The organism is Saccharothrix sp. DSM 118769 (genome assembly GCF_052936295.1).
In genome coordinates this window covers 3292508-3318825 of record NZ_CP193627.1, presented here as the reverse complement: position 1 = coordinate 3318825, position 26318 = coordinate 3292508, and the positions used below count along the sequence as shown (strand labels likewise).

General features: G+C 74.2%; 20 protein-coding genes. 10 read left to right on the top strand and 10 right to left on the bottom strand.

All coding sequences use genetic code 11. The features are described from left to right. Position 1 precedes the first annotated feature (1 nt). Positions 2 to 1852, top strand: a complete 1851-nt coding sequence (locus ACRAKJ_RS14875; RefSeq protein ID WP_438926129.1) for an amylo-alpha-1,6-glucosidase — start codon at positions 2 to 4, stop codon at positions 1850 to 1852. A 17-nt stretch (positions 1853 to 1869) separates the two neighbouring features. Here the strand turns inward: ACRAKJ_RS14875 and ACRAKJ_RS14870 are convergent, their stop codons facing one another. Continuing rightward, the gene (locus ACRAKJ_RS14870; RefSeq protein ID WP_438926119.1) at positions 1870 to 2880 is read right to left on the bottom strand and encodes a substrate-binding domain-containing protein; all 1011 of its coding nucleotides are present in this window, start codon (positions 2878 to 2880) and stop codon (positions 1870 to 1872) included. A 256-nt stretch (positions 2881 to 3136) separates the two neighbouring features. On the opposite strand from ACRAKJ_RS14870, the gene ACRAKJ_RS14865 reads away from it, so the two are divergent. After that, entirely contained in the window at positions 3137 to 3700 is a 564-nt protein-coding gene (locus ACRAKJ_RS14865; protein WP_447008987.1) for a DJ-1/PfpI family protein, read from the top strand. Positions 3701 to 3776: 76 nt separating this feature from the next. Here ACRAKJ_RS14865 and ACRAKJ_RS14860 read toward each other — a convergent pair whose 3' ends face one another. Both ACRAKJ_RS14860 and ACRAKJ_RS14855 read right to left on the bottom strand, forming a co-directional pair. Continuing rightward, the gene (locus tag ACRAKJ_RS14860; RefSeq protein WP_447008986.1) at positions 3777 to 6467 is read right to left on the bottom strand and encodes an RICIN domain-containing protein; all 2691 of its coding nucleotides are present in this window, start codon (positions 6465 to 6467) and stop codon (positions 3777 to 3779) included. Positions 6468 to 6615: 148 nt separating this feature from the next. Then, positions 6616 to 8100 carry an arabinofuranosidase catalytic domain-containing protein gene (locus ACRAKJ_RS14855; protein ID WP_438926244.1) on the bottom strand — a complete coding sequence of 495 codons (1485 nt, stop codon included), beginning with the start codon at positions 8098 to 8100 and terminating at the stop codon, positions 6616 to 6618. Between the two features lie 241 nt (positions 8101 to 8341). On the opposite strand from ACRAKJ_RS14855, the gene ACRAKJ_RS14850 reads away from it, so the two are divergent. From ACRAKJ_RS14850 to ACRAKJ_RS14840, 3 genes are all read left to right on the top strand, one after another. Further along, complete coding sequence (locus ACRAKJ_RS14850; RefSeq protein WP_438926243.1) at positions 8342 to 9250, top strand: amidohydrolase family protein; 909 nt, start codon at positions 8342 to 8344, stop codon at positions 9248 to 9250. Between the two features lie 158 nt (positions 9251 to 9408). Beyond that, complete coding sequence (locus ACRAKJ_RS14845; RefSeq protein ID WP_438926242.1) at positions 9409 to 11088, top strand: diguanylate cyclase domain-containing protein; 1680 nt, start codon at positions 9409 to 9411, stop codon at positions 11086 to 11088. Positions 11089 to 11150: 62 nt separating this feature from the next. Then, positions 11151 to 12365, top strand: coding sequence for a hypothetical protein (locus ACRAKJ_RS14840; RefSeq protein WP_438926241.1), 1215 nt, complete (start codon positions 11151 to 11153; stop codon positions 12363 to 12365). Between the two features lie 20 nt (positions 12366 to 12385). Here the strand turns inward: ACRAKJ_RS14840 and ACRAKJ_RS14835 are convergent, their stop codons facing one another. Beyond that, positions 12386 to 12520 carry a hypothetical protein gene (locus ACRAKJ_RS14835; RefSeq protein ID WP_438926240.1) on the bottom strand — a complete coding sequence of 45 codons (135 nt, stop codon included), beginning with the start codon at positions 12518 to 12520 and terminating at the stop codon, positions 12386 to 12388. Between the two features lie 109 nt (positions 12521 to 12629). Between ACRAKJ_RS14835 and ACRAKJ_RS14830 the strand changes: the two genes are divergently transcribed. The 3 genes from ACRAKJ_RS14830 to ACRAKJ_RS14820 all read left to right on the top strand — a co-directional run bounded on the left by ACRAKJ_RS14830 (position 12630) and on the right by ACRAKJ_RS14820 (position 19053). Continuing rightward, positions 12630 to 15410: a BTAD domain-containing putative transcriptional regulator gene (locus ACRAKJ_RS14830; protein WP_438926239.1), complete on the top strand. Its 2781-nt coding sequence runs from the start codon at positions 12630 to 12632 to the stop codon at positions 15408 to 15410. 380 nt (positions 15411 to 15790) lie between these two features. Then, positions 15791 to 17908: a PQQ-dependent sugar dehydrogenase gene (locus ACRAKJ_RS14825; protein WP_447008985.1), complete on the top strand. Its 2118-nt coding sequence runs from the start codon at positions 15791 to 15793 to the stop codon at positions 17906 to 17908. 230 nt (positions 17909 to 18138) lie between these two features. Beyond that, positions 18139 to 19053, top strand: coding sequence for an SMP-30/gluconolactonase/LRE family protein (locus tag ACRAKJ_RS14820; protein ID WP_447008984.1), 915 nt, complete (start codon positions 18139 to 18141; stop codon positions 19051 to 19053). Between the two features lie 44 nt (positions 19054 to 19097). On the opposite strand, the gene ACRAKJ_RS14815 is transcribed toward ACRAKJ_RS14820, so the two are convergent. From ACRAKJ_RS14815 to ACRAKJ_RS14790, 6 genes are all read right to left on the bottom strand, one after another. Continuing rightward, positions 19098 to 19439, bottom strand: a complete 342-nt coding sequence (locus ACRAKJ_RS14815; RefSeq protein ID WP_447008983.1) for a hypothetical protein — start codon at positions 19437 to 19439, stop codon at positions 19098 to 19100. Positions 19440 to 19546: 107 nt separating this feature from the next. Continuing rightward, entirely contained in the window at positions 19547 to 20488 is a 942-nt protein-coding gene (locus ACRAKJ_RS14810; protein WP_438926354.1) for a hypothetical protein, read from the bottom strand. A 213-nt stretch (positions 20489 to 20701) separates the two neighbouring features. Then, on the bottom strand, positions 20702 to 21058 hold the full coding sequence (locus ACRAKJ_RS14805; protein ID WP_438926353.1) for a metalloregulator ArsR/SmtB family transcription factor: 357 nt from the start codon (positions 21056 to 21058) through the stop codon (positions 20702 to 20704). Positions 21059 to 21118: 60 nt separating this feature from the next. Next, positions 21119 to 22174 (bottom strand): HupE/UreJ family protein, encoded by a 1056-nt coding sequence (locus ACRAKJ_RS14800; RefSeq protein ID WP_438926352.1) that lies wholly within the window; start codon positions 22172 to 22174, stop codon positions 21119 to 21121. A gap of 62 nt (positions 22175 to 22236) precedes the next feature. Continuing rightward, positions 22237 to 22770, bottom strand: a complete 534-nt coding sequence (locus tag ACRAKJ_RS14795) for a hypothetical protein (protein ID WP_438926351.1) — start codon at positions 22768 to 22770, stop codon at positions 22237 to 22239. Positions 22771 to 22802: 32 nt separating this feature from the next. Beyond that, positions 22803 to 23513: a DUF305 domain-containing protein gene (locus tag ACRAKJ_RS14790; RefSeq protein ID WP_438926350.1), complete on the bottom strand. Its 711-nt coding sequence runs from the start codon at positions 23511 to 23513 to the stop codon at positions 22803 to 22805. A gap of 220 nt (positions 23514 to 23733) precedes the next feature. On the opposite strand from ACRAKJ_RS14790, the gene ACRAKJ_RS14785 reads away from it, so the two are divergent. After that, positions 23734 to 25071 carry an MFS transporter gene (locus ACRAKJ_RS14785; protein WP_438926349.1) on the top strand — a complete coding sequence of 446 codons (1338 nt, stop codon included), beginning with the start codon at positions 23734 to 23736 and terminating at the stop codon, positions 25069 to 25071. 173 nt (positions 25072 to 25244) lie between these two features. Further along, positions 25245 to 26270, top strand: a complete 1026-nt coding sequence (locus tag ACRAKJ_RS14780; protein ID WP_438926348.1) for an ankyrin repeat domain-containing protein — start codon at positions 25245 to 25247, stop codon at positions 26268 to 26270. Positions 26271 to 26318 lie beyond the last annotated feature (48 nt).

The window sequence follows — 26318 nt, the reverse complement described above, 5'->3', positions numbered from 1 at the left end:
GATGCCACCGCCGTTCCCGAGCAGCGCGATCCCGAGCAGCGAAGTCCCGGTCGGCGAGATCCCGGTCGGCGAGATCCCGGTCGGCGAGATCCCGGTCGGCGAGATCCCGGTCGGCGAGATCCCGGTCGGCGAGATCCCGGTCGGCGAGATCCCGTTCAGCTGCGCCGGGTCCTGGCTGGACGTCTCCCCGGTCGTGGCCGAGAGGCGCACCGCGCCCGACCTGCACCTCGTCTCCCACCACAACGGGATGCACGCCGTGCTCGCGTTCACGCCGCTGGTCGACGGGCGGCGCGCCGACACCGAGGTCACCGCCACGCCCGCGGTGCTGTCCTGGAGCGCCGGTCGGGGCGGGATCGACCTGGCGTTCGAGGACCCGGACACCCTCCGCGTGACCGGGTCGGGCCTGGAGCTGCGGCTCGGCGCCGCCCACGGGGTCCTGACCCCGTTCAGCGGCACCTACCTGTACCGGGACCCGGTGTCGGGGGGACACGTGTTCACCTCGTACGAGACCGGGATGCGCTACCGCGTCACCGCCCTCGCCGGGACGGTCCTCGCCGTCGGCGACCAGGCCCTGGGTGCCCACGAGCGCGGCGTGGTCATCGGCCCCGGCGCGGACGGGCGCTGGGAGGTCGCCGTCGAGACCTACCGCACGTCCCGCACCCCGTACCGGTCGGGACAGGACTTCCGGGCCGTCGTCCGCGCCCGGGAGGACGGGTTCCGGTCGTTCCTCGACGCCGTCGCGCCGTGGCGCGACGACACCACCCCGGCCGCCGAGGCCGCCGCCTACGTGCTGTGGTCGGCCACCGTCCGCCCGGCCGGGTTCGTCGGTCGTCCGGCGGTGCTGATGTCCAAGCACTGGATGGACAAGGTGTGGAGTTGGGACCACTGCTTCAACGCCCTCGCGCTGGCGCCCGGCGAGCCCGCCCTGGCGTGGCACCAGTTCCTGCTCCCGTTCGACCACCAGGACGACAGCGGGGCGTTGCCGGACTCGGTCACCCACTCGGAGGTCCTGCACAACTTCGTCAAACCCCCCGTCCACGGGTGGGCCTTCGCCCGGCTGCGCCGCGCCCTGCCCGCGCCGCTGGACCACGACCAGCTCACCGACGCCTACGCGGGGCTGTCGGCCTGGACCCGGTTCTGGCTCGACCACCGCCGGGTGCCCGGCCACGTCCTGCCCCACTATCAGCACGGCAACGACAGCGGCTGGGACAACGCGACCACGTTCGACGCCGCACGCCTGGTCGAGACCGGGGACCTGGCCGCCTTCCTCGTGCTGCAACTGCACCAGCTCGCCGGGCTGGCGGTCGAGCTCGGCCGCCGGCACGAGGCGGACGGGTGGGCCGCCCTCGCCGAGGAGATCCGCGCGGCGCTGTTCGACCGGCTGTGGGACGGCCACCGCTTCACCTCGCTCGACGCCGCCACCGGCGAGCGGCACCGCTCCGACAGCCTCCTGGACCTGATGCCGATCGTGCTCGGCGAGCACCTGCCCCCCGGCCACGCGCAACGGCTCACCGCGCTCCTGGAACGCCACCTCACCCGATCGGGGCTCGCGACCGAGCTGCCCGCCTCCGCGCGCTACGAGCCCGACGGCTACTGGCGCGGTCCGGCCTGGGCGCCGACCACCGTCCTCGTCGACGACGGGCTGCGCCGTGCCGGTTTCCCCGACCTGGCGGACGACGTCAGCCGGGCCTTCCGCGAGGTCTGCGAGAAGTCCGGCTTCGCGGAGAACTTCGACGCCCGCACGGGCGACGGGCTCCGGGACCGCGCCTACACCTGGACCGCCTCCGCCTACCTGCTGCTGGCCGCGGACGCCGTGCGCCGCCGCCGAGCCTCCCCGGACCCGTGGCGGTGAGGCCGTGCGCGAAGCCGCTACCGCAGGCGCGCGCCCGTGCTGGACCGCAGGGAGATCACCGGCTCCAGCAGCGCGTGCCGGGGTGTGGCGTCCGGGTCGGCGATCCGCTCGACCAGCAGTTCCACCGCCAACCGGGCCATCTCGCCGGCCGGCACGTCGGCCGCGGTCAGCGGCGGGTGGAAGTCCTCCGCCAGGCGGTTGGCGATGACGCCCGTGACGGAGAAGGCCCCCGGCACGTCCAGCCCGTGGCGGTGCAGCGCCCGTTGCAGGCCGGGCAGCGCCGCCTCGTTGATCGTCACCGCGGCGGTGACCTCCGGCCAGCGGGCGCGGATCTCCTCGAAGCACGCCAGGCCCGCCGCGGGCTCGTCGGCGCAGCACACGCCGTGGGCGGCCAGTCCCCGCTGCTCGGCGGCCTCGGCGAACCCTGCCGACGCGCGCAGGGCGGGGCCGTAGCCGGACGCCACCAGCTCGTCGGACCGGTTGATCAGCACCAGGTCCCGGTGGCCGAGGTCGGCCAGGTGGTGCACGCAGCGCCGGACCAGCGCCGCGTAGTCCACGTCCACCCACCACGACGCGCCCGGGCGCTCGACGTGGCCGATCGAGACGAAGGGCAGGGCGGCCCGCTCCAGCCGCTCCACCCGCGGGTCGTCCAGCAGGATCTCCATCAGGATGACGCCGTCGACCCGCCGACCGGTGACCACCCGTTCGAAGGACCGGTCGTGGTCCCCGCCGCTGGGCGAGAGCAGCACGTCGAGGTCCTGGGTGGCGGCGGCCTCGACCACGCCGGCCACGAAGTCGAGCTGCACGTCGGTCAGCCGCCGGCCGGCCGGGGGGATCACCAGGCCCAGCGTCCGCGTCCGCCCCTCGGCGAGCGCCCGCGCGCTGGCGTTGGGCCGGTAGCCCAGCTCGGCGATGACGTCGTTGATCCGCCGCGCGGTGGCCGTCGACACCGGCCGCTTCCCGCTGAGCGCGTAGGACACCGTGCTGCGCGACACTCCCGCCCGCTTGGCGATCTCCCCGATGTTCATGCGCACTCCGTTCAACCGGTTCGACGGGGTCCCGATGATACGGCTCCCCCGGTCGCCGAAGTCCCGGCAACGACCCGGAAGGGTGTCGGTTCACCGATTCGAACCGGTTCGGTTCTGCGGGCGGGTGACCGGTGCGGTCGGACCCGCCCGGCCGATTGTGCGGGCGACCGGCGACCCCGTACCGTCCGATGTGGTGGTCGCCGGTCGCACACCCCGAAGGGCGCGGCGGCGCGTCGAGCGGGGATGAGGAGCGAGCATGGCCCGGGTACTGGTCCTGACGGCCGACGCCGCCGAGGAGCTCGACTCGATGTACCCCGTGTTCCGCCTGCGCGAAGGGGGTCACGACGCGGTCGTGACCGCTCCCACCACGCGCGCGGTCAAGCTGGTGGTGCACGACTTCGAGCCGGGGTGCGACGCCTACACGGAGAAGCCGGGCCACCTGCTGCCGGTGGACCTGGCGTTCCGCGACGTCGACCCCGCGGAGTACGACGCGCTGGTGATCCCGGGCGGGCGGGCGCCGGAGTACATCCGGACGGACCCCGACGTGGCCCGGGTCGTCCGCCACTTCTTCGACCGCGACCTGCCCGTGGGCACGATCTGCCACGGACCGCAGGTGCCCGCCGCGCTCGGGCTCCTGCGGGGCCGCACCACCGCCGCCTTCCCGCCCCTGAGGTTCGACGTGGAGCAGGCCGGCGCGACGTTCGTGGACGCGCCCGACGTCGTCGACGGGGCGATGGTCTCCTGCCGCGGCTGGCCCGACCTGCCCCTCTGGTCGCGCGCGTTCATGCGCGTCCTGGAGAAGTCGCACGCCCCCACCTGACGGACCGCGCACGTGCCGCCGGGACCGGCCCCGCGGTCGCCGACCGCGACCGCGGGGCCGGTCCCGGCGTGCCGGTTCAGCCGCGCAGGCTCCACCGCTGGTTGGCCCCGCCGCCGCAGGACCACAGGATGATCCTGGTCCCGTTCGCGGTGCCGGCGCCGTTGGCGTCCAGGCACAGCCCGGACTGCACCCCCCTGACGGTGCCGTCGGCGTTGACGTCCCACTGCTGGTTCGCCTGCCCGTTGCAGTCCCAGACCACCACCGCGGTGCCGTTGGCGGTGCCCTGGTTGCTCGCGTCCAGGCACTTGGTCCCGGACAGCTGCAACTGCCTGCCCGAGGTGTGCGTGAAGCGCTGGTTGGCGCCGCCGTGGCAGTCCCACAGCTGGGCCTGGGTGCCGTTGGTCGCGGTCGTGCCGGGGACGTCGACGCACCGGCCGGACTGAACGCCGACGATCGCGACGCCCTGCCGGCCGCCGCCCTGTCGCCGGACGACCGACTTGGACTCGGGTGACCGGTTCCCCTGCGCGTCCACGACGTAGAGCCGGTAGTCGCCGGACGCGGTCGGCACGTCGACGGCCGTCGCGGTGCCGCCCGCCCTGGTCATCGTCGGGCCGACGGCGAAGGCGGTGGTGCCGGCGGGTGCCAGCCAGATCGACCTGGTCGCGTCGCCGGCGCCCCGGACGGGGATCGACGCGCTCCCGGCACCGACGAACGTGCCGGCCGGCAGGACGTGGTCCGGGTGGGCGAGCGTCGCCCTCGGGAGGACGTCCCGGTACGCGGCCTCCGGGCCGGAGTCCACCGCGATGCCGTGGGCGGGTGCCGGCCACACGTAGTCGGGGTAGACCAGGATGTCCTGGATGGTGCTGTTCGGCAGGGTCTTCTGGGAGACCTTGTTGATGGGCCCGTAGGTCTGCGTGATGCTCAGGTCGTGCTTGCGCCCGAAGTCGTCGGAGTTGATCAGCCACGTGACGTCCTTGTCCACGCTCAGGACGTTGTCGCGGAAGCCGATGTGGGCCGAGCCCTCGTCGGGGTGGAGCCCGTACCTGTGGCCGGCGGGGACGCCCTGCAGGTAGTTGTCGGTGATCGTGGTCCCCGGCTGGCTGCCCAGCGTGTAGATGGGCGCCGTGTCGCCGAGGCGCTGCACCGTGTCGATGACGTGGTTGTGGCTGACGGTGTTGTTCCGCGCCGTGGTGGTCGGCCGGTCGGGCGCGATCGAGCCCGCCGACCCGTCGAAGTTCCACCAGCCCCAGCCGAGCGTGATGCCCGACCACGGCGCCTTCTCGATCCGGTTGTGCCGCACCGAGAGCCCGTCGGCGAAGTACGCCGAAACGGGGCTGTGCCCGTTGAACAGCACGGCGCTGTCGTACAGGTGGTTGTTCTCGACCCGGATGTTCCTGGGCAGCCCTTCGACCCGGGCCGGGTACTTCTCGCCGTTGGTCGCCGTGTGGTCGCCGATGTAGACGTGCTGGGGGTGGCCGATGCTGATGGCGGACCCGGCGACGTCGTTGGTGCGGTTGCCGATGACCTGTGCGTCCTGCACGTCGTTGACCAGGGTGATCCCGTCGGCGCCGGTGTGCTGGACCCGGTTGCGCAGCAGGTGGACGCCGTCGGCGTTCTCGACCTGGACGGCGCCCGGCGCGACGTCGACGTTGCGGTAGTGGTAGACGTGGAAGTTGCCCTTGACGTACAGGGAGTTGCCGAGGTTGCCCTGCTGGGCCTGCTTGAACGCGGAACCGGCCACGGTGAACAGGTTCCAGTCGGAGTGCTGCACCGTGAGGCCGGAGAAGGTGATGTTCCGGACGTGGTCGGTGGTGGAGGTGCCGGCGACCCGGAGCACGGTGGGCACGTTGTTCGGCGCGTGGACCACCGCCGTCGCCATGTCCTCGGAGTCGGCCTTGTGGTAGTAGAGCGTCCTGCCCGCCCTGTCGAAGTAGAACTCGCCCGGCGAGTCGAGGAACTCGTAGGCGTTCATGAACTTGTGGCTCCCGCCGACCTGGTGGTTGCCGTTGAACGCGCCCTGGGCGATGGCCGCGCCCGGCTGGTGGAACAGCGCCACCCGGTTGGCGCCGTCACCGCTCGTGGTGACCTGGCGGACCCCCGCGACGGCCGTCGTCCAGGTGGTCGCCGTCTCGATCTCGACGTCGTCCGGGTTGCGGGAGATGGCGGGCAGGTCGGCCAGGCCGTACTTGGCGCCGTCGCACTGCGAGCCCGACTCCCGCGCCCAGGGCGCCTGCCCGGCGGTGACGGTGTACGTGCCGTAGCACCCCTGCGAGGTGATCGTCTTGGCGGCCATGAAGGCGCGCTTGTCGTTGACGTAGAGCGCCCGCAGCTTGGTGCCGCGGTCGAGCGGGGCCTTCCAGACGTTGCCGCTGTGCTGCGTCCACCCGGTCACCCGCACGCCGGCGCTCAGCACCGGTACCTCGTCCTGGTACGCGGCGTAGACGACCCGGTACCCGTTCGTGCCCGAGTCGGCCGGCGTGAACCCCACGGTGCCGCTCACCCGGTACTCGCCGCCGCGGAGGTGCACGGTGATGTCGCCGGACATGTTCCCGTTCACCGTGCGGACGACGTCCCGCGCGCGCTGCACGGTCCGGAACGGGGCCGTGATCGTCCCGGGTGCGGCGTCGTCGCCGTCGGGGGCGACGTAGTACGTCGCCTGGACGGCGGCCGAGGCCCGGGGGCCGTCCCCCGCGGCCGGCAGCAGCAGGGCGGACGCGAACACCGCGACCGCCACCAACGACCTCGCGACGGTACTGGCTGGTTCCACCTTGTTCTCCCTTGCGCTCGGTTCCGGTCGGGTGTGCGCGCCGGAGAAGGGTTCGGCGAGGTGGGTTCCGCGAGGTGGGTTCCGCGAGGTGGGTTCCGCTCGCCGGGCGGGCCGGGTCACCTCGGGCGGGATCACCCCCGGTGCGGGCTCAGCCGAAGGCCCACCGCTGGTTGGCGCCGCCGTTGCAGGTCCACAGCTGCACCTGCGCCCCGTTGGCCGTGGACGCCCCGGACACGTCCAGGCACAGACCGGACTGCGCGCCGGTGACCGTGCCGTCGGCGTTGGCGTTCCAGCGCTGGTTGGCCTGGCCGTTGCACGACCAGAGGACCGTCCTCGTGCCCGCGCTCGTCCCCTGGCCGTAGGCGTCGAGGCACAGCCGGCCGGAGCCCGCGCCCACGGCCAGCTCGCCCGCGGACGTCCGGGTCCAGGTCTGGCCCGTGCCGCCCCGGCAGTCCCAGGTGCGGGCTTGCGCCCCCGACGTCACGTTCGGCACGTCGAGGCACTTGCCCGCGCCCACCGCGCGCACCGGGCCACCCGGCGCGGTGCCGCCCCCGGTGGTGTACCCGGCCGCGACGACGTTGGCCTGCACGGCCTGCTCGGTCGCGTCGGACGGGTAGCCCGCGACCACGGCCCCCTCGTAGAAGGTCCCCGCGCTGAGGTTCGCGCCGCCGTCGGGTTTGCAGCAGTCGCCGCCGCTGCCCAGGATGATCGCGCCCTGCTTCCTCATCGGGCTGTACCCGGTGGGCAACGGCCCGTCCCACAGCGTGGTCAGGTCGCCGGCCTGCGCGTCGCCGCCCTTGAGCGCGAACCGCGTGGTCCCGTTGTTCTTCAGCACCGCCGTGACGAAGTCGCCGGTGAAGGCGCGCTGGTTCGGGTTCCACGACTGGCTGCCGCCGGGGAAGAGGCCCCATTCGAGGTCCGCCTGGACCCAGGGGCCGGTGCCGGAGCACCCGCCGAACCAGCACTGCGTGCTGAAGTTGATGGCGTCCATCGCCCCGGCCGCGTCGGCCTTCCTGGTCGTCTCGCTGTTGCCGTAGTCGAAGCAGCACCCGTTGTTGACGTGCTTGCCGCTGGTGACCATGTACATGCCTTCCGGCGCGGCCCCGGTCGGGACGCCCGTCAGGTGGCCGTCGCGCCAGTAGCTGTTGCCGGGGTTGATGTAGAGCGAGTACGCCTTGCCACCGCCGACCGCCAGCGACTCGGACGTCGCGAGCGCGGGCCTGCTCTGGGGCGACCCGGGGACCACCGACGACCCCTGGTACCACAGGTCGTTGCCCCGGCCGGACTGGTCGCGGACCACGGTGACGACGCAGGTGGTGCCGGCGCAGAACGAGTCCTGGGCCGCCGCGTCGGCGGTACCGCCCGCGGTCAGCACGCCGACGTCCCTCGTCGCGTTGTCCGACGAACGCCTGACCTGGTAGAGGTTCCCGCCGTACGAGCCGTAGAGCGCTCGCGTCGTGCTGTGCGCGGCCACGCAGGGCGTGCCGCCGGCGGCGTAGATGTCGCACGGTCCCGTGCCGGCCGCCGACGCGGTCACCGGCGCGGGCCACGTCGTCAACGCCGCGGGCAGCAGGGCGAGCGCCACCGCGGCACGCGCGCGCACCGCCCCCGACGAGCGCCACCAACGCTTCACGGCACCCGTTGAGGGGGCAGGCGAAGACTGCATCGTCACTCCTACGTCGATGTGGGAGGGCGGGGACGGGCGGCGGCGGTCGCACGCGGGCGGGCCGCGGGCGGGGCGGAGGGCTCGGCGGCGGGGTTCGACCCGCGTCGACCGCGACCGACGCTAGGCGCTAAAACACCGCTAAAGCAACGCTTCCGGCGTCCGTTCCTTGCTAGCCTGCCGCCGCACACCTGCGCCGCACGGGGGTCCGATGCCACCGACCGACACGATCCGGATCGACGCGCACCACCACCTCTGGCGGCTCCCGCCGGGCGGGCGGGCCCGCCCGGGGCCGAGCCCGCGCGGGCACGACTGGCTGAACGGCGCGGACCTCGCCCCGATCCGCCGCGACTTCACCCTCGACGACCTGTCGCCCGCCGCCTCGGCGTCGGGGATCGACCGGACGGTCCTCGTCCAGGTCGTCCCGGAGGTCGAGGAGACCGCGGACTTCCTGTCGCTGGCGGCCGACGAGGGCCGGGGGCTGGTGGCGGGCGTCGTCGGCTGGGTCGACCTCACCGACCCGGGCGTCGGTGACGTGCTCGCCGCACTGCGCGCGGGCCCCGGCGGCGAGCTGCTCGTCGGCGTGCGGCACCTGGTGCAGGGCGAGCCGGACCCCCGGTGGCTGGCCCGGCCCGACGTCCGGCGCGGGCTGCGCGCGGTCGCGGAGGCGGGGCTGGCCTACGACCTGCTCACCCTCGTCCACCAGCTGCCCGCGGCGATCGAGACCGTGCGCGCGCTGCCCGGGGCGACGTTCGTCCTGGACCACCTGTCGAAGCCCCCGATCGCCTCCGGCGACCTCGAACCGTGGGCGTCCCACCTCCGCGCGCTGGCCGCCGAGCCGAACGTCACCTGCAAGTTGTCGGGCATGGTCACCGAGGCCGACCGGACCGGGTGGAGCGCGGCGGACCTGCGCCCGTACGCCGACGTGGTGCTGGACGCGTTCGGCCCGTCGCGGGTGCTGTTCGGCTCCGACTGGCCGGTCTGCCTGCTCGCGGGCTCCTACCGGGAGGTCGTCGCGGCGGCCGAGGAGCTGACCGGGAAGCTGACCGCCGCCGAGCGCGGCGAGGTGTTCGGCGGCACGGCCGCGCGGGTCTACCGGCTGCCGGCGGAACGGCGGTGAGGACGCGCCGGGCACCGTCCTGATCGGAAACTCCGCGATTGGGCCGGTCGAGTGATTTGTCGTCACTCGACCGGCGCGGCCCCTCACCCGTCGTGCGTGCGCCCGGCAGCGGTCCTAGTTTCGTCCCAGCGATCATCGGCACGACCGGAACGAGGACCGTGCGCGACAACACCCGGCTCCCCGGCGCACCCGACCGCGCCCCGACCGGCGACCCGGCGGTGGCACGTGCCGTGCGGGCCCACTTCGACCGCTCGCCCCTGGGGTTCGCCGTCGTCGACGCCGAGGGCGTCGTGCTGGAGGCGAACGCGGCGCTGCGCGAGCTGACCGGCCGGCCGGCGGGCGCCCTGACCGGCACCCGCCTGGATTTGCTGTTCGCCACCGACACCGACCTGCGCGCGGACCACCTGCACACCGACGCCCGCGTGCTGCGGCCGGACGGCGACAGCACCACGGCGGTGCTCGACGTGGCGCCGCTGTCCGCCGGCCTGCGGACCGTGGTGGTCGTCGACACCGAGGAGACCGCGGCGCTGCGCACGGCCCTGATCCGGCAGAGCCTCAACGACGTCGTCACCGGCCTGCCCAACCGCGCCCAGTTCCTGCGGTGGCTGGACCGCTGCCCCGACGTGGTCGGCCTGGCGCACCTCGACGTCGACGGTTTCCACGTGGTCAACGAGGCGCTCGGCCACGACGCGGGCGACCGCCTGCTGAAGTCCCTGGCCGCCCGCCTGTCCCGGGTCTGCGCACCGCACGGCCGCGTCGCCCGCACCGGTCACGACGAGTTCACCGTCGTGGTCGAGAACCCGGTGAACGCCCTGGCGCTGATCGAGCTCGTCGAGGAGGTGGAGGTGGCGCTCGCCGAACCGCTCTACCTCGACGGCGTGGGCGTGGGCGTGACGGTCAGCGCAGGCATCAGCGTCCAGCGCACCCGCGGTCGCACCGCCGCGGACCTGATGCGCACCGCCGAGGTGGCGGCCCGCTGGAGCCGGGAGGACGGCCGCGCCCGCTGGACGCTGCACGACCCGCAGCGCGACGTCCTCGAACGCCGGCGCCTCACCCTGGCCTCGTCGGTCGCCGGCGCCCTGGAGGACGGCGAGATCGACACCCGCTTCACCCCGCTGCACTCGCTGGTGGACCGGCACGTGGTCGCCCTGGAGGCGTCCCTGCGCTGGGACCGGCCCGGGCACGGTCCGACCGACGTCCCCCCGGACCTCGCCGAGCCCACCGGCAACGCCGTCCGCCTGGGCCGCAAGGTCCTGGCCGACGCCTGCGCGCACGCGGGCCGGTGGCGGGCGGAGTTCGGCGACCGCACGCCCCCGGTGGTGGTGCACCTCACCGCCCACCAGTGCCGCGAACCCGAGCTGGTCGCGGTCGTGCGCCGCCACCTCGCCGACGCCGACCTGCCCGCCGACCGGTTGCGCCTGGTCGTCGAGGACGACGTGCTGGTGTCCCTGACCCCCGACCAGGTCGAGGAACTGGACATCCTGGCCTCCTCGGGCGTGTCGGTGCTGCGCGAGCAGCGGGGAGGCGGCCGGTTCGACGCCTTCGGCGACACCGGCGTGCCCATCAGCGGTCACGAGCTGGACGGCACGGTGGTCCGCGGCCTGGACGACACCGCCGAACCGCTCGTCCGCTCCGCCGTGGTCGGCATGCTGTCCTGGGCGGTGCGCAACCTCGACGGCGACCTGTACGCCCAGGACGTCCGCACCGAGGCCGAGGCCCGCGAACTGACCCGCCTGGGCATCACCGCGGCGCAGGGCCCCTACTTCGGTCCCCCGCTCACCCCCGACGCCGTGCGCGACCTCCTCCGCACGAGCAGCGTCACGACGAGCTCCCGGTGAGCCGCGGTCGTCGGTAACATCGACCGCGCGGTCTGGGGAGGCCGCACGGTCTGGGGGATCGCATGACGCACCACATCGCTCTGCTCCGCTATTCCCGGCAGCCGCTCGACGCCCCGTCGGCGGTCATGCGGGTCGACGGCGACCGCGAGGAGGTCTTCGACGTCGGACAGGGCTGGGTGCGCGCCGACCCGAGGTACCGCGAGTGGTTCCTGAGCGCGCGGATCTCCGAGGCCGAGGCGGAGCGCCTGGTGGTGGGCATCGGCCCACCGCCGCCCCTGGACGAGGAGCACGACCCGCGCAACACCGAGCGGCGCGCGCTGGCCATCGAGGGCTACGGCGACCCCTACCTCTACTTCGCGGTCGAGACCGAGGAGCACCCGTTCGACGACCCGCTCACCGTGGTGCAGGAGAACCTGGCCGGTGAGCGGGAGGTGCTGTCGTTCACCCGCGACCTCGCCTGGCGGCGGTGCCCGGTCGAGGGCAGGCTCGTCAGCATCACCAAGGAGGACGTCGAACGGTTCAAGGACGTCCAGGCGCGGCGCGTGTTCGGCGACGTCCGGGTCCGCCACTTCGCCGTGGTGAACCACGTGCGTCCCGACCTCGACGACCCTTACCTCCTCCTCCGGGAGTGGGTCGACGACGTCGACCAGTACGGCAGCCACTTCTGCGAGCGCTACGACGAGAACCGCGAATGGGTCCGCGCCGGTTACGGGGCCCGCCACGGCAGGGCCGTCACCGGGGAGGCGCTCGACCACCTGCTCACCTCCTGGACGCCGCACCCGGCAGGGGTCGAGAGCAGGCACTTCGCGTTCCTCGACGACACCGGCGAACCGTTGCGCGTCGCGCGCGTGACGGCTGACGAGCACGGTTGCACCACCGAGAAGTCGTTCGTGACCTACTGGCGCGAGCCGTCGTACGGGGAGAACTGCGTCCTGGAGGGCGCGGGCACGCGGGTGGACGTCGACGAGGCGAGGGCCGCGGAGTTCGTGGAGGTGCTGGAGCACCTCGACCGCGGCCCCGAGGACGGTCGGTTCCTGTACTGGGAGTGCCTGAAGCCGATGTTCCTCGGTCTCCGGCACACCACGGTGAAGCGGTTCGCGCGCACCTGGGGCGGCGACGACGGCCTGCTGCACGCGGAGTGGTTCTTCGAGCGCGAGGACCTGTGGTACCTGAGCCAGGAGCCCGGCGAGGTGCGGGAGATGGAGCACCGCCCGGTCGTCCCCGCGGAAACGGAGGAACTGCGGCGGTCGTCGCTCGACCGCCGCAGCCGGAACTGACCCCTGTCGGCCGGCGCGGGTCACGGCAGCCGGCCCGCCCACGGCGGGCGCCTTCCCCGCCGGGGCACCAGGCGTGCCAGGCGGTGCTGCTCGGCGGCGCGCTCGGCGTCCCGCCGGTGCTGGTCGACGATCATCCTGGCGGTGGTGTGGTGCACGTGCTCCCCCTTCGTCGCGGTGGTTCGGGGGCAACGGTGCGGGCCGGGTGTCCAGGTGGCGCCTAATCGCCGTTGAACCCGCTGCTCAAGTGCGGTATGAGGGGGTGTCATGGGGGTGGAGTTCCGCTTGTTCGGCGGTGTCGGGGCGTGGGTGGACGGCACGCGCCTGGACCTGGGGCACGCGCGGCAGCGCGGCGTGCTGGCCGCGCTGCTGGTCGACGTGAACCGGCCCGTACCGCCCGACCGGCTGGTCGAGCGGGTGTGGGGCGGTCGGCCGCCCCTGCGGGCCGGGGGCGTGCTGCGGACCTACCTGTCCCGGTTGCGCAAGGTGCTCGGCACCACCGCGGCGCTCTCCCACCGCGACGGCGGCTACGTGCTCGACGCCGACCCCGACGACGTCGACCTGCACCGCTTCCGGCGCCTGGTGGCGCGGGCGCGGGGGCTGGACGACGGGCCCGCGCTCCGGGCGCTCGACAGCGCGCTGGCGCTGTGCCGGTCCGACGTGCTCGCCGGGCTGGACACGCCGTGGGCCGACGAGGTGCGGTTGGCGCTGGGGGCCGAGCAGGCCGCCGCCGCGGCCCACCGGACCGACCTGGCCCTGCGGCTGGGGCAGCACGCCGACCTGCTGGCCGACCTGCGCGTGCGCGCCGCCGCGGACCCGCTGGACGAACGCCTGGCCGGGCAGCTCGTGCTGGCCCTGCACCGGGCCGGGCGGACCGCCGAGGCGTTGGGCCACTACCAGCGGACCCGGGAGGTGCTGGTCGAGCAGCTCGGCGTCGAGCCCGGCCCGGAGCTGAGGCGGCTGCACCACGACGTCCTCGACCCGGACACCGCACCGCCGGCCACGCCGACCGCGCGGGCACCCCGCCGACCGCCCGCGTCACCGCCGTTCTTCACCGGCCGCGACCGCGAACTGGCCGCCCTGGACCTGCTGCTCGGCCACGACGGCGGGCACACGCCGATCGCCGTGCTCACCGGCGGTGGCGGCGTGGGCAAGACCTGGCTGGCGCTGCGGTGGGCGCACCTGCGCCACGACCGGTTCCCGGACGGCCACCTGCACGTGGACCTCCGCGGGTTCGACCCGGTCGCCGACCCCCTCGCACCCGACGTCGTGGTGCGGGGCTTCCTCACCGCGCTCGGCGTCCGACCGGACGCGGTGCCCGCCGAACCGGACGCGCAGTCGGCCCTGTACCGCGAGCTGACCGCCGACCTGCGCTCGCTGGTCGTGCTGGACAACGCCCGCGACACCGCCCAGGTGACGCCGCTGCTGCCCGGCGGCACGTCGTGCGCGGTCGTGGTCACCAGCAGGCACCGGCTCACCGGCCTGGTCGCCACGCACGGCGCCACGCCCGTGCCGGTGGACGTGCTGGACGACGCGCAGGCCGCGCGGCTGCTGTCGCGGCACCTGGGACCGGACCGCGCGAGCGCCGAGCCGGAGGCCGCCGCCGGGCTCGTGCGGCACTGCGCGGGGCTGCCGCTGGCGCTGGGCATCCTCGCGGCGCGCGCCAAGTCCCAGCCGGACGTGCCGCTCGCGGCGCTCTGGCAGGAGGTGCGGGACGACTCGGCCAGGCTCGACGCGCTCGACACCGGGGAGCTGCCGACGAACCTGCGCGCCGCGTTCACCACCTCGGTCCGCGTCCTGAGCACCGGCGCGGCCGAGCTGTTCGGGCTGCTGGGCCTGGTGCCGAGCCCGGACCTCGGCGTCACCGGGGCGGCGGCCCTGGCCGGCGTCACGGTCGTGCGGGCGCGCCGGGCGTTGCGGGAGCTGGAGGAGGCGCACCTGGTGCACCAGCGGGTGCCCGGCCGCTACCGGATGCACGACCTGGTCCGCCTGCACGCCGGCGAGCTGCCCGGCGACGAGGGCGCCGCCGCGCTGGAGAGGCTGTTCGACCACTGCTGCTGCTTCGCGTCCGCGGCGGCGGACGTCTTCACCCCCGGCGAACCGCACCGCCGCCCGCCGCGCCCGCCCCTGGTCGGTCCCGAGGTCGACTTCCCGTCGCACCGGAACGCGATCCAGTGGCTCGCCGAGGAGCGGGCCACCCTCGTGGCCGCGGCGGTGCGCGGTGCGCCGCGGCACACCGCGCACCTGTCCAGGGCGCTGGCGCGCTACCTGGACGCCACCGCCCTGTTCCACGACGCGCTCGCCCTGCACACCGCCGCCGTCGCCGCGACCGGCGGCGAGGACGGCTTCGCGCTGTGCAACCTGGGGTCGGTTCTGTCGCGGCTGGGGCGGGCGGACGAGGCGTTCGGCCACTTCGAGCGGGGCCTGCGGCACGCCGAGGCCACCGGCGACCTCGCGCTGGAGAACTTCGCCTGCACGCTGCTCGGCATCGCCCGGGGCGACAGCGGGGCCGTGGAGGAGTCCGTCCGCCACCACGAGCGCGCGCTGCGCGCGGCACGGCGGGGCGGGTACCGCCACAGCGAGGGCATCGCCCTGCTCAACCTGGGCGCCGTGCACACCGAGCAGGGGGAGCACGGCCGGGCGCGCACCGAACTGGAGGAGGCGCTGGCCATCTCCCAGGAGGTGGCCGATCCCGGTCTGTGCACCGTGGTGCTGAGCGCTCTCGGCACCCTGCACGAACGCCTCGACGACCCCCGCCGGGCCCGCGAGTACCACCACCGCGCGCTGGAGCGCGTCGAGGGCGGAGTCCTGCGCACCATCAGGCTGGGCGTGCTCATCGAGGCCGCCGCCGCCCACCGCACCGACGACCCGGCCACGGCCCTGGAGCACTACCGCCGGGCGCTGGACCTGGCCGACCGCACCGGCTACCGGGCGGAGGAGGTCCGCGCCCACGAGGGACTGGCGGAAACCCTCACCGCCCTCGGCCGCGCGGACGAGGCCGAACGGCACGCCGAGCGGGCACGTGCCCTGCGCTCCGCACAACCCTGACCGCGGCGAAACCACTACGCGGTGTTAGCGCTAACGAGACCGCGTTACCCGTTCCGTGGTCTTGTCGGTGGCGGAAAGCGTGCGCTACCGTGCCCTGGGAACGCTCCCAGTCGTACTGACCCGGCATCTGGCGTCGAGCACCACCCCCTGCCCGCAAGGAGGCGGAGCATGGCTGTACTTGCGCACCAAGAGCCCGAGTCGTCCCCGCGCCGCTTGAGACCCGCCTCGCCCACTCGGTGACCGCCGGTCCGCACACCGGGGAACCCACCCGATCGGCCATTTCGGCACGCGTTGCCCGCGAGCGCCGCCACCTCGTGCCGGGCTGATTTTTGTTAGCGGTAACAACGCGAATGTCCTGTGCATTCCGCGAGAGGAGCACCATGCGAAAAGCCCCCGCGACCAGGGAGAGCACCGTGCCCCGCAGGCGACTCGGAGCGGTGTTCGCGGTGGTGCTGTCGGCTCTCGGCGTCGTGCTCCCGGCGCCCGCCGTCGGGTCGGCCGCCACCGTGGACACCACCGCCTCCTACGTGCTGGTCAACCGCAACAGCGGCAAGGCGCTCGACGTGTACGGGCGCGCCACGAACGACGGCGCCCGGATCTCGCAGTACGCCCGCAACGACGGGGCGTGGCAGCAGTGGCGGTTCGTCGACTCCGGCGGCGGCTACTACCGGCTGAGGTCGCGCCACAGCGGCAAGGTGCTGGACTTCCCGTCCACCGCGGACCGCACCGGCCTGGTGCAGAACGCCGACGCCGACCGCACCGGCCAGCAGTTCCGCCTCGCCGACTCCGACAACGGCCACGTGCGCCTGCTCAACCGGGCCAGCGGCAAGGCCGTCGACGTGCTCGGTTCCTCCACTTCGGACGGGGCGCGGGTCGTGCAGCAGCCCGACAGCGGCACCGCCGGTCAGCAGTGGCGGCTGGTCCGGCTCGGTGCCGACACCACGCCGCCGACCGCGCCGACCGACCCCCGCACCTCGAACCTGACCTGTGCCGGGGTGACGTTGTCGTGGTCCGCCTCCACCGACGACGTCGGGGTGGCGTTCTACGACGTCTACCACGACGGGCAGCTGATGACCTCGGTGCCGGGCACGGCGCTGTCCGCCGACCTGACCGTCGTGCCGGGGGCCACCTGGGGGCTGTACGTCAACGCGCGCGACGCGGCGGGCAACGTCTCGCAGGCCAGCGCCACGGTCACCATCACCGTGCCGCAGTGCCAGGCCGACACCGAACCGCCCTCCACCCCCACCGGCGTGACGGCGACCGCGTCGGGCACCACGGTCGTGGTGCGCTGGGCACCGGCGACCGACGACATCGGCGTCACCGGCTACGAGGTCCTGCGCGACGGCGCCCAGGTCGGTTCGACCACCGGCGCGACGGCGACCTCGTTCAGCGACAGCGGCCTGGCCGCGAACACCCGCTACGAGTACCGGGTGCGGGCGCGCGACGCGCAGGACAACCGCTCGGCGCCGAGCACGCCGGTCGCGGTCACCACGGGTGCCGCCTGCGCCACCGCGCTGTGCTCGATCACCAGGGTCACCACGGACACCGACCTGCCGTGGGGCCTGACCACCCTGCCCGACGGGCAGGTGCTCTACGGCCGCCGCGACGCCTTCGACCTCGTCCGCCTCGACCCCGCGACCGGCGCGAAGACCAGCATCGGGCGCGTGCCGGGCGTGGCGGGCACCGACGGCGAGGGCGGGGTGCTGGGCATCGCCGTGGCGGCCGACTTCGCGGCCGACCCGTGGGTGTACGTCATGCACACCAGCACGACCGACAACCGGGTGGTGCGCATCCGCTACACCGGGGGCGCGCTCACGGGCTCCCCGCAGGTGCTGCTCACCGGCATCCCGCGCAACAAGTACCACAACGGCGGCCGGCTGCGCTTCGGTCCGGACGGGACGCTCTACGTCGCCACCGGCGACGGCCAGAACGGCACGTGGGCCCAGGACCTCGACAACCTCGCCGGCAAGGTGCTGCGCATCAACCGCGACGGCACGGTCCCCGCGGACAACCCGTTCGGCACGCCGGTGTGGAGCTACGGCCACCGCAACCCCCAGGGCCTCGCCTTCGACTCGCGGGGCAGGCTGTGGGAGCAGGAGTTCGGCAACTCCGTCATGGACGAGACCAACCTGATCGTCCGGGGCGGCAACTACGGCTGGCCCGCCTGCGAGGGCACCACCGGCAGCTGCGGCGAACCCGGTTTCGTCGCGCCCGAGCGCACCTACCCCGTCGCCGAGGGCTCGTGCAGCGGGATCGCCGTGGTGCGCGACGCCCTGTACCTGGCCTGCCTGCGCGGCGCGCGGCTGTACCGGGCCGAGATCACCGACGAGGGCCTGACGGACGTCCAGCAGTACCTCAACGGCACCTACGGGCGGCTGCGCACGGTGGAGCCGTCCGCCGACGGCGGCTTGTGGCTGACCACCAGCACCCGGGGTGACAAGGACAGCGTCGCGAACAACAGCAACGAGAGCATCCTCAAGGTCGAGCTCGGGCGGTGAGCCGGTCGCGGGGCGGGCGACCGCCCCGCGACCCCCCGTTCGCGAAGGGAGCCACCGTGGACCACCGGAGGACACCGCGTCACCGCCGCACGTGGACGGTGGTGGCGGCGGCGGTCGTCGTCGCGGGCGTCGCGGCACCCGCGACACCTGCGGCACCCGCGACACCTGCGGCACCCGCGACACCTGCGACACCTGCGACATCCGCGACGCCCGGCGCGTCCGCCGTCGCCGTGCCGGCCCCGCCGTGCACGCCGGGGGCGACCTACGGTCCGCCGCTGCCGAGCCGGGCGGTGTCGGCCCAGCTCGTGCGGGGAGGGTTCGACTTCCTCGAAGGCCCCACGTGGGACCGGGCCACGGGCACCCTCCTGCTGTCGAACATGCGGCGGCCGACCGGCCCGCAGGGCGTGCAGCCGTCGGAGGTGCTCCGGCACACGCCACCGGCCGGCTTCGAGACGTTCATCGCCGACTCCGGCGGCAACGGCCTGGCGGTCACCCCCGACGGCGCGCGGCTGCTCGCCGCCACCCACGACAACCGCACCGTCTCCTCCTACGGCCTGGCCGACCGCGGCCGCACGACCGTCGCGACAGCCGACCACCTCGGGCGCGCGTTCAACTCCCCGAACGACCTGGCCATCGGCCGCGACGGCACCACCTACTTCACCGACCCGTCGTTCCAGCGCGGCAACCGCGCCGACGAGCAGGGCGGCCGGACCGGCGTCTTCCGCGTCCGCGACGGCGTGGTCGACCTCGTCGACGACACGTTGCCGCAGCCCAACGGCGTCGCCCTGTCGCCCGACGGCACGACGCTCTACGTCGGGGCCTTCGGCAGCGACTCGATCGTGCGGTACACCGTCTCCCCCGAAGGCGTCCCCGGCGACCGCACGACGTTCGCCGGCGTCCGGACGCCGGACGGTGCGACCGTGGACTGCGCGGGCAACGTGTACTGGGCGTCCCACGAGGAGGGGCGCGTCCACGTCTTCTCCCCGGCGGGCGAGCGGCTCGGCACCATCTCCGCCGGTCGCAGCACCACCAACGCGGCGTTCGGCGGACCGGACGGGCGGACCCTCTACATCACCTCGGGCGTCCCCGGTGGCGGGTTCGGCCTCTACCGGGTGGACCTCGGCGTGCCCGGGAACCCCTACTGAACCGGGCCGGTCGCGGGCCGCCGGTACGGCGGCCCGCGGCCGGGTCAGCGCAGGGACCGCTCCACCGCCTCGACCAGCTCCGGGGGCAGGGAGGGCCGGCCGGTGTCCAGCAGCCAGCGCTCCAGCGCCCGGCCGGGATCACCGAGGTGGGTCGTCGTCCCGGCCGCGGTGGACCGCACCGAGCCGTTCTGCACGACCACCTCGGACTCCCCGCCCCGCCCTCGGACGTGGACCAGGAAACCCCGGTACCCCAGGGGGTTGGCGAGCGCCGTCGGCGGTGCGGTGGGCAACGCGGCCACCTTCGCCGTGAAGGCGTCCGCGTCGGCGGGCGGCAGCGACCAGGTCGGGTTCGGCTTGCCGGAGAAGATGTCCAGTTCCACTTCCACCGCGCGGTCCCCTCCCGGTGTCGTGCTCGGCGCCACCCCGGGTGTGGGTGGCGCCGAGCCGCAGCTCGCGAGCACGAGCACCAGGAGGACCCAGGCCACGGCCATCGCTAGGCGACCAGCGCCGTGCTGTTGTTCTGGTAGAAGTACCCGCAGAAATCGGTGTAGTTGCCCCGGCAGCAGTTGTTCGGCGCGTACCCGCTGCCCTGGTACTGGTAGATGCTGTTGCCGCAGTCGTCGGTGTACTTCGCCGGTGTGCCACCGGGCTTGTGGCCCCACCACCAGTAGGGGGTGCCGGTGACCAGCCGGTAGAAGTGGTAGTCCACACCCGGCCAGATCACCATCACGATGGTCAGCGTGTTGGTCTGGCACCCGTCCAGCCAGCCGTCCGCGCGCAGCCCGTCGGTCACGCCGCCGCAGGTGATCGACGTCGCCGGGCGACCGCCGTAGCGCCCCGGCAGCGCGTAGCGCGAGTTCGCCAGGTGGTTGCTGGCGAAGCAGTAGCAGTTGTTCCTGGTGACGTAGGCGGGGTCGTTGAACAGGGCGGCGTTGGCGTTGAAGTAGTTCGACCCGCACGACCACCACGTCGCGCCCGCGGCCGAGATGTCACCGCCCTCACCCGCCGGCCCGTGCGGTCCCTCGCCGCTCAGCCGCGGCTGGTGCTCGTCGGTCGGCAGCGGGACCTGCCGCGGGTCCGCCGCCGCCCAGGACGACTCCAGCAGCACGACGCCCTGCCCGGCCACCTCGCGGAGTTCGTCGGTCACCGCGGTCTCGCGGCGTTCGGACGTGCCCAGCAGCCACTGGGCGATCGGTTCGTCCGCCGGCCTGCTGCCCACCCGGAACTCACCGGGCAGCGACCGGCCGGCGGCCAGCCTGGTCGAGCTCCACACGCCCGTGTCCGGTTTGACCAGTCGGACGAGCAGGCCGCGGTAGCCGAGGCTGAACTGCTCGTCCTCCGTGGCCGCCGGTGAGAGCTGGCCCGGATCGGCGGTGACCCGGTCGAGCAGCTCGCGCTCCTCGGCCTCCGAGAGCACCCACCGCGGGTTGGGCATACCCGAGAAAATGTCCAATTCGACTTCCAACATGACGGCACCTCCCCAGTGCCCCCTCAGGGATACTCCGACTGTGACCCAGATCACTAGGGTCTTTCGGCACGTACCGGGGCCGGGACCGGCTCCGCCACCACCGAACCCTTGTGCCCCAACAGGTCCATCGACGACCGATGGGTCCCGCGGCTGTCGGCGCGGCCACCGCCGACAGCCGCGTCAGTCGTGGTCCGGGCGACCGGTGAGGTGGTGGTCGGCGGCCTCGACCGCCTCGGCGAGCAGCCGCCGCACGTGCCCGCCGCGGGCGCGGTAGACGGCGCGGCGGCCGTCCCGCCGCACCGACACCAGGCCGGCGAGCTTGAGCTTGGCCAGGTGCTGCGACACGGCGGGCCGCGCGATGCCCACGGCCCCGGCCAGCGTGGTCACGTCGTACTCCTCACCGCACAGCAGCCACATCATCCGCAACCGGGTGCCGTCGGCCAGCATCCGGAACCCGTCCACGGCCGCTTCCACGTGGCCGTCGGCGGGCAGCCGTCGCCAGTCCGGCGTCGTGGCCCCATCGTCGCGTGCGCGCATGAGCACCAATGCTCCCACCGGCGCGGACGTCCGACCACAGCGGACCCGCCGTCCGCGGCATCACTGGTCGACGGGCTTGGAGCGCGGGTCGTCGAACCAGCTCCCGGTGAACGCCTTGAGGGCGTCCAGGTCGAACGCGTCGCAGGTGAGGGTCCCGTAGGCGTGCACGGCCTTGAGCAACTGGGTCTGCCCGGGTTCGGCCCCGGCGACGACGCGGTTGCCGTCCGGGCCGGTGACGTGGGCGCGCAGCGCGTCGAGGTCCCCGCCCGCCAGGCCGCTCGGGTAGTGCACGAGCACGTAGCCGTCGCCGAGGACGTGGGCGAAGTCGGGCTCGGGGTAGGTCTCGGTGGGCTCGTAGAAGTCCTTGGGCGGGTGGCCGCCGTCGCCGAGCCGGTAGGTCTCCTCGTTCGGGCCGGTGGTGCACGACCTCACCGCGTCGCGGTCGGCCAGGGCGGGCGGGGACGTGGCGACGAAGGGCAGCGCGACGGCGGTGACCAGTCCGGCGGCGGCCAGCAGGACCCCGGCGGCGCGGGGCGCGCCGGGCCAGGTGACGAAGCGGGCGAACACCCTGCCGAGCAGGACGAGGACCGCGATGGCGGCGAGCTGGCCGATCTCGATGCCGACGTTGAAGGCGACCACGCGGACGAGCAGGCCGTTCTCCGGCAGTCCGAGGTCCTGCAGGCGGGTGGACAGGCCCAGGCCGTGCACGAGGCCGAAGCCGAGGACGGCGAGGGTGAACCAGCGCCGGTGCTCCGGCCTGCCCAGGATCGCGACGACGCCGACGAACAGGACGCTGAGCGCGATGACGACGTCGACCGCGACGGCGTCGACCCGCCAGCCGGCCAGGGTGCCGACGACGAGGGTGGTGCTGTGGCCGAGCACGAACACGGAGACGAGGCCGGCGGCGCGGCGCAGCTCGCCGGCCAACAGCACCACGCCGGCGATGAACAGCAGGTGGTCCCAGCCGAGCAGCATGTGCTCGACGCCCAGCGGGACGAACTCCCAGGGGGTCTTGCCGGCGGCGGAGCCGATGCCGTGGGCGGAGGCGGTGCCGGGGAACCCGGCGAGTGCGGCGGTCAGGACGGCGAGCGCGGTCGCCGTGCGGCGTGGGGACACGGTGGTTCTCCTGGACAGCGTGGGGGACCCGCCCGGAGGGGCGGGGACGGGGGTTCGCGGTGTCAGGAGGGGGCGGGCGGTCCGCGCCGGGGCGTGGTGCGGCGCGGCGGGGCGGTGCGGACCGCGGCGCGGTCGTCGGCGACGAGGGCCACCCACAGCGGCCGGTGCGCGCGGAACGCCGAGGGGACCACCGGCCACCAGGCGGCGAGCGCGCGGGCGACCGCGAGCACGGCGGCGTCCGCGCGGGCCAGTACCAGCCCGGTGAGCAGCGCCGCGGCGGCGTGCCCGACGAGCATGCCCGCACCGGCCCCGTACCCGTGGTGGGTCAGCCCGGACAGCCAGGCGAACCCGAGGTGCAGCACGGCCTGCGAGAGCCCGAGCAGCAGCAGCGCGTCCACCGTGCCGCGACAACGCGTCACCAGCGGCCGTCCGGTGAACGCGAGGAGCGCGGTGAGCAGGACCGCGGTGCCGACGTCGGGCGGCTCACCGGCACCCGCGCCGTGCGCGACGCACGCCAGCACCGTCGAGGTCACCGCGAACGCCGTGCTCCGGGCCGCGGGCACGACGGCGCGCTGCGCGGGCCCGGAGGTGGTCACGGTCGCAGGGTAGAGCGGCGGCGCGGGCGCTGTCACCGAGGAGCGGGCAGCGGGGCGGCGGCGCGTTCGATGAGCATGTCGGTCATCGTGCGGATGTCGGATCTCTGCGTGACCAGCATCTGCGCGGCGAAGTTGCGCAGGATCCCCACCGACGCGCGCTGCTTCGCGTGCTCCATCATCGACATCCCGCCCTGGTGGTGGCGGGTCATCAGCTGCAGGTAGTAGACGTCGAACTCCACCCCCGCCAGGCCGCGCAACCTGGTCAGCTCCTCCGTGGTGGCCATGCCCGGCATCAAGGCCGCGCCGGACGGGGTGAACCCCGCCGTCGAGTCGTGGCCGTGCCCGCCTTCCACCATCCAGCCCATGTGACCGGTCGGCGAGGTCACCGGCTGCTGCCAGAACGCCAGCCAGCCCTGCATGCGGCCGATCTGCTCGATCTGCATCGTCTCCACGTCGAAGGCGAGCTGGAGCACCTCGGGATCGGCGGTGCGGTCGCGGGCGAGGGTGGACATGGTGACCGCCTGCTGGTGGTGCGCGGTCATGTCCTGGGAGAACCCCACGTCCACCGGACCGGGGCGGGGTTCCACCGGTGCCGGTGCCCGCAGCAACGTGCCGAGGAACACGCCGACCACCGCCACCGCCGGCACGCCCGTCGCGATGACGACCCACCGCTGCCGCGGTGCGCGGGGCGGCGGGGCGTCCCGGTCGAAGGCGATCCCGTCATCGCTGATCACGGTGGTCATACCGGGTGGGTCTCCATCGTCGGTGGGGGTGCGCGGCCGGAACGTGGTCAGTGTGGCCGGCGCAGGGGCGTTCCGGCGAATCGCGTTCGGACGCCGGCGCGGGTGCACGGGAGTGGCTGTTGCCAGTCGTGCGCTGTTGCAACGTAGTCGCGTGCGCACATGAGCACGTATGGTGTCACCGCACTCGCCCCAGGACGACGCCACCAGGAGGAGCGCAGCGATGCTCGCCGTGTTGTCGAACCGCACCTACCGGCGGTTGTTCACCGCCCAGGTCGTCGCCCTGACGGGCACCGGGTTGGCCACGGTCGCACTCGGCCTGCTCGCCTACGACCTGGCCGGACCGGACGCGGGCGCGGTGCTGGGCACGGCGTTCGCGATCAAGATGGTCGCCTACGTCGGCATCGGCCCCCTGGCGGCTGCCCTGGCCGCGCGGTTCCCCCGCAAGCGCCTGCTGGTCGGCCTCGACCTGGTGCGCGCGGCGGTCGCCGCCGTCCTGCCGTGGGTCGACCAGGTGTGGCAGGTCCACCTGCTGATCTTCCTGCTCCAGGCGGCCTCGGCGGCGTTCACGCCGACCTTCCAGGCCACCATCCCCGACGTCCTCACCGAGGAGCGCGACTACACGCGCGCGTTGAGCCTGTCGCGCCTGGCCTACGACCTGGAGAGCCTGCTCAGCCCGTTGCTGGCCGCCGCCGCGCTGCTCGTGATCGGCCACGACCAGCTGTTCGTCGGCACCGCGATCGGGTTCACCGCCTCCGCCCTGCTGGTGGTCGCGGCGGCACTGCCCGCCGCGCAGGGCAGCACCCCGACCGGCCGCCCGCTCGCCGCCACGACCCGGGGCGTCCGCGCCTACCTGCGCACACCGCGCCTGCGCGGGCTGCTCGCCGTGCACCTCGCCGTGGCCGCCGCCGGGTCGGTGGTCCTGGTCAACACCGTCACCTACGTCCGCGACCTGCTCGGCCGCGACGAGACGTCCGTCGCCGTCGCGCTCGCCGCCTACGGCTTCGGCTCCGCCACCGCGGCCCTCGCCCTGCCGCGCCTGCTGGACCGGTGCCGCGACCGCCCCGTCGTGCTGCGGGCGGCGGCCTCGCTCGCAGTCCTGCTCGTCGCCGCCGCCCCGGCGACCGCGTTCCCCGGCGACCTGCGCTGGCCGGCCCTGCTCGTGCTGTGGGCGGCGATCGGGGCCGCCGGGTCACTCGTGCTCACCCCGGGCGGACGCCTCCTGCGCCGCTCGGCGCACCGACCGGACCTGCCCGCCGTCTTCGCCGCCGACTTCGCCCTCTCCCACGCCTGTTGGCTGCTCTGCTACCCCCTCGCCGGTTGGCTGGCCACCACCACGTCCGCGGCCACGACCCTGTTGGTGCTCGGCGCGGTCGCCACCACCGCCACGGCGGCCGCGGTCCGGCTGTGGCCCACCGACGACCCCGAGGTCGTCGAGCACGACCACCACGACCTCGCCCCGGACCACGACCACCTCGACGGTGCCGTCCTCGTCCGGGGACGCCACCGCCACCGGCACGCCTACCGCATCGACGACCTGCACGCCCGCTGGCCCGCCTGACCCGCGCGGGACCGCACCCCGCCGGCCCGGCCGCGATACGATCCGGGCACGGCCCTGGAGGGTGCCGCCGGGTTCGCGGGCAGGACCGAGTCCACCTCCGCACCGGACCACGACCGCACCACGACGATCTCTTTCGACCCGAACGCGGACCACGGGGCGACGAAGGAGACGTCATGCCCGAACTCCCCGCGCGCCCGGACCCGGACCAGCTGCGCCACCGTGCCAAGGACCTGCTCAAGGCCGCCCGGCGCGGCGAACACGAGGCACTGGCCCGCCTACGCGCGGTCTCCGACCGGGTAGCGCTCTCCTCGGCGCAGCTCGCGATCGCCCACGAGCACGGGTTCACCGGCTGGACCGCCCTCAAGCGCGAGGTCGAGCGCCGCGCGGTCCTCGACAGCCGGGACCTCCGACGGCTGGCGCGGCTGCTGACCGAGCACCCCGACTCGGCCACCACCAGGATGCGGCGCTGGAGCGACCACACCGAGGGCGTGGACGTGCTCGGCTACGTGGCCATGCTGCGCTTCGACCACCGCAGGCTCGGCCTGCCCGACGAGCTGCCCGGCACCGGCGCCGTGGTCAGGGCGCTGATCGACGCCGGCGCCCCGGTGGACGGCCACCCGGGTGACAGGGAAACCCCGCTGATCACCGCCGCGAGCTACGGCGACGCCGAGGTCGCACGGGTCCTGGTCGAAGCCGGAGCCACCCTGGAAGCCACGTCCGCGCCCGACTCCGGCGGCGTGCCGAACGGCACCGCCCTGGCGCACGCGGCGGTCTTCGGCATGACCGAGGTCCTCGACGTCCTGGTGGCCGCCGGAGCACGGGTCGACACCCTGGAGATGGCCGCCGCAGCAGGCGACATCACCTCCTGGCCACTGGACCGCGCCTCCACGCAGAGCCGCCTGCGGGCACTGGTGTTCGCCGCCGACCACCAACGGCTGGACGTGGTGGACCGGCTGGTGGCCGCCGGCACCCCGCTGAACCAGGCCGACGCCGACTGGGGACGCCTCCCCCTGCACGTAGCCGCCCACAACGGCCGCCCCGCCGCCGTCCGCCACCTGCTCACCCACGGCGCAGACCCCGCCCTCCGCGACCCCCGCCACCACCGCACCCCCCTGCAGTGGTGCCGCGCCGCCGACCACCACCGCGACAGCCCGGCGCACGACGAGGTCGAAGCACTCCTCCAGCCACTCACCGAATAGCACCGCCCGGCAGTCGGGCCCCGTCCGGCCCGAACAGGAATTCCTGCG